This window comes from Streptomyces sp. B1866 (assembly GCF_031932565.1).
In the GTDB taxonomy this organism is placed as follows: Bacteria; Actinomycetota; Actinomycetes; order Streptomycetales; family Streptomycetaceae; genus Streptomyces.
This window is the reverse complement of record NZ_JAVSCF010000399.1, coordinates 1-3547: the sequence shown is the minus strand read 5'-3', so window position 1 is coordinate 3547 and position 3547 is coordinate 1. Positions and strand designations below refer to the sequence as shown.

The 3547-nt window shown below is 74.5% G+C and carries 3 protein-coding genes and 1 pseudogene; 3 read left to right on the top strand and 1 reads right to left on the bottom strand.

What is annotated here, in order from left to right; all coding sequences use genetic code 11:
* On the bottom strand, positions 1-1399 hold a 1399-nt coding region (locus RKE29_RS28655; protein WP_312008617.1), incomplete at its 3' end, for an FGGY family carbohydrate kinase.
* A gap of 357 nt (positions 1400-1756) precedes the next feature.
* On the opposite strand from RKE29_RS28655, the gene RKE29_RS28650 reads away from it, so the two are divergent.
* From RKE29_RS28650 to RKE29_RS28640, 3 genes and pseudogenes are all read left to right on the top strand, one after another.
* Positions 1757-2932, top strand: a complete 1176-nt coding sequence (locus RKE29_RS28650) for a radical SAM protein (protein ID WP_312008616.1) — start codon at positions 1757-1759, stop codon at positions 2930-2932.
* A 6-nt stretch (positions 2933-2938) separates the two neighbouring features.
* Positions 2939-3232, top strand: coding sequence for a phosphopantetheine-binding protein (locus RKE29_RS28645; RefSeq protein ID WP_312008615.1), 294 nt, complete (start codon positions 2939-2941; stop codon positions 3230-3232).
* A pseudogene (locus RKE29_RS28640) lies at positions 3229-3547 on the top strand (hypothetical protein); the annotation flags it as partial. The gene RKE29_RS28645 and the pseudogene RKE29_RS28640, both read left to right, overlap by 4 nt.

Sequence of the window (3547 nt, the reverse complement as noted above, 5' to 3'; positions counted from 1 at the left end):
GCCGCTCGGCCGCCTCGGCGGCGGGCAGCCTCGGCTCGTACACCGCCGCGGGCCGCGCCCGCCAGGCCGCCTCCGCCACCGGCAGGTCCGCGTCCAGCCCGAGGCGGGCCGCGGCGGCGGCGCCCAGCGCGGTGGCGTCCGGCAGCGCCGAGACCTCCACCGGCACGCCCAGCAGGTCGGCCTGCGTCTGCATCAGCAGTGCCGAGCGGGTCAGGCCGCCGTCCACGCGCAGCCGGGTCAGCGGCGCGCCCAGGTCGGCGGCGACCGCGTCGGCGACCTCGGCGACCTGGCAGGCGATGCCCTCGCACAGGGCGCGCACCAGGTGGCCGGGGCCGGTGCCCAGGCCCAGGCCGGTCAGCGCGCCGCGCGCGTCGCCGCGCCACCACGGCGCGGCCAGCCCGGCCAGCGCGGGTACGAAGACGACGCCGCCGCTGTCCGGCACCGCGCCGCCGACCTTGTCCAGGTCCTCCGCACCGGAGATCACGCCGAGTTCGGCGAGCCACCGGACGGCGGAGGCGGCGGCGTACACCTGCCCGTCGAGGCAGTAGGCGGCGCGCCCGGCCAGCCGCCACGCCACGCAGGACACCAGGCCGGACGCGGAGCGCAGCGGCCGGTCCCCGGTGTGCGCGAGCAGGAACGCGCCCGTGCCGTACGTGCACTTGGCGGCGCCCGGCGCGGTGACGTCCTGGGCCAGCAGCGCGGCCTGCTGGTCGACCAGCAGGCCGGTCAGCGGCGCCTCGGGTCCGAACGCGGCGGTCGTGCCGACCGGCCCGGCCACGTCCACGACCTCCGGCAGCCGCTCGTCGGCGAGCCCGAACGCGTCGGCCGCGCGCGGCGACCAGGCCACCCGGTCCAGGTCGAGCAGCTGGGTGCGCCCGGCGGTGGCCGCGTCGGTGACGAACGCGCCGGTGAGCCGGTGCACCAGCCACGCGTCGCTGGTGGTCACCACGCCCTCGCGGGTCCAGTGGCGGCGGATCCAGGCCATCTTCGGCGCGGCGAAGTACGGGTCGAGGGGCAGGCCGGTGAGGTGCCGCAGCTCCTCGGCCCGGTCGGCGAGGTCGGCGCACACCGACGCCGCGCGCCGGTCGGACCACACCAGCGCGTCGGTCAGCGGCTCGCCGGTCGCCGGGTCCCAGGCCAGCACCGTCTCGCCCTGGTTGGCCAGGCCCACGGCCCGCACCGGCTCCCCGGCCGCCGCCACGGCCTGCCGTCCGGCGTCGAGCACGGAGTCGAGCAGCGCGGCCGGGTCCACCTCGGCCCGGTCCCCGGGCTCGTAGCGGGGCCGGACGGCCGCCTGGCCGGTGCCGATCACGCCGCGCTCCGGGCAGACCACCAGCGCCTTGGTGCCGGAGGTGCCCTGGTCCACGGCGAGGACGGGCCCGTCGTGATGATCTGTCATGCCGGACATCATGCCCGGGCCCGGACCCGCGCCCGGCCCGGCACGGACGCGTTCCGGCCGCGCGGCGAGCACACGTGGCCCACGCCGGGGGACATCAGCGGGCGAACACCGGCCGAATAACCGATTGGCGTTTGAAATGACATACGTCCATTCGGGTCCGAACGTCCCGGATCCACCCGCCTCGCGACCACCTCGCACCCCCTTTACAGGCCCAGGTGCAGCTGCTTCAATCGAACTTTGTGCGGCGGAATTCCGTTCCCGGGAACCGCGTCCGCGCCCGCCGCCGCCCCGGACTTTCCGCGGACGGCGCTCCTCGACCCGTTTTCTTCGCGCCCCCACCTTCCGAAGGAAATACCGGTGCATCCGAAAACAAAACGCACGCTGAATGCGAAGGAGTTCGAGGATCTGCGGCGCACCGTGGCCCTGCGCGCCGAGGCCCGCCGCGGCGTCGCGGTGGACGCGGGCTACGCCACGCCGGTGCCGCGCGAGGTGAGCATGCAGCTCACCTACCGCTGCAACCTGCGCTGCGACCACTGCTACCAGTGGAACGACCAGGGGTTCTTCCACGACTTCAGCAAGGAGAAGCAGCGCACCGAGCTGTCCGTGGAGGTCGTCGACCGGGTGCTGCGGGCCACCGACGACCAGCGCGCGAAGGTCTTCCTGTGGGGCGGGGAGCCGCTGATGCACAGCCGGTTCGGCGAGATCGCCGCCCTGCTGGCGCGCACGCCGCGTACGGTCGTGATGTGCACCAACGGCCTGCTGCTCCAGCGCAATCTCTCCCACCTGCTGGCCCTGGGCCCGGGGTTGAACGTGCTGGTCAGCCTGGACGGGCTGGACGCCGACCACGAGGCGCTGCGCGGCCGCGGCACGTTCGCGCGCACCGTCCGCCAGGTCGGGGCGCTGCTGGAGCTCCGGCGCTCCGGGGTGTTCCGCGGCGAGGTGTCGCTGTCGTGCATGGTCAGCGACGAGACCGTGGGCCGGATGTACGCGTTCATGGAGTGGGCCGAGGAGCTGGGCGTCAACTCCGTGTACTTCCAGTTCCCCTGGTACATCAGCCCCGCCGTGGCCCGTTCGATGGACGAGCTGTACGCGCGGGAGTTCGGCTGGCTGAATCCGCCCGCGCCCGGCACCCGGCCCACCTGGCACTCGTACACCTACCGCCTCGACCCGGACCGGATCGGCGTGCTGCGGGAGTCGATGCGCCGCCTGGCGGGCCGCGTGTGGCGGTCGCGCATCCGCTACCAGCCGCAGCTGGAGCAGGACGAGGTCGCCGACTTCGTGCTGGGCTCGCCGAAACCGGCGCAGCGGCGCAGCCGGTGCCTGGCCGTGTCCAACCGGCTGGAGGTGCACGCCGACGGCAAGGTCAGCTCCTGCAAGTTCTTTCCGGAATTCGTCATCGGCGACCTGTACGAAAGCGAGGTCGCCGAGATCTGGCAGGGCGAGGCGTTCCGCCGGGTCCGCGAGGTGTTGCGCGGGACCGGCCTCATGCCCGTCTGCTCCAAGTGCATCCTCCTCTACCTGAACGGTGCGTGATCGACGGTGAACAACGCGGACGCCCTGACCGGGCCGCCCGGCCTTGAGACGGTGTTCGAGCGGATCCGGGACCTGCTGGGCGAGATCGTCGGCGATCCGGACGTGACCGCGGGTATCACCGAGGAGACGAGCGTCGTGGACGACCTCGGACTCGACTCGATCCAGATGATCAACTTCCTGCTGCGGCTGGAGGACGAGTTCGACCTGGAGCTGGACTTCGAGGGCCTGACCTTCGAGCAGGTCGGTTCGGTGCGCGGTCTGTGCCGGTTCGTCGCGGCGGAGGCGCGACGGCAGTCATGACGGCCGACACCCCCCACGCCGCGGCCCCGGCCGCCGCGGGACGACCGAACACCGCGGCCCCGGCCGCGCCCGGCACCACTCCGGCCGAGGCCGCCGTCCGGCTGGGCACCTTCGACGCCGAGCGCCACTGGCGCCCCGACGGCCTCGCCGAGCTGCCCGCCGTGCGCGACCCGGGCGCGGACGCGGCGGTGGCCGCCATGGACGAGCTGCTGGCCGTCGCCTGCCGCCCCGGCGACCTGCTGGTCACCGGCGCGGCGCCGCCGGAGTCGCTGTCCGGCGCGCTGGCCGGGGCCGGGCTGCCGGTGGCCTGGCGGG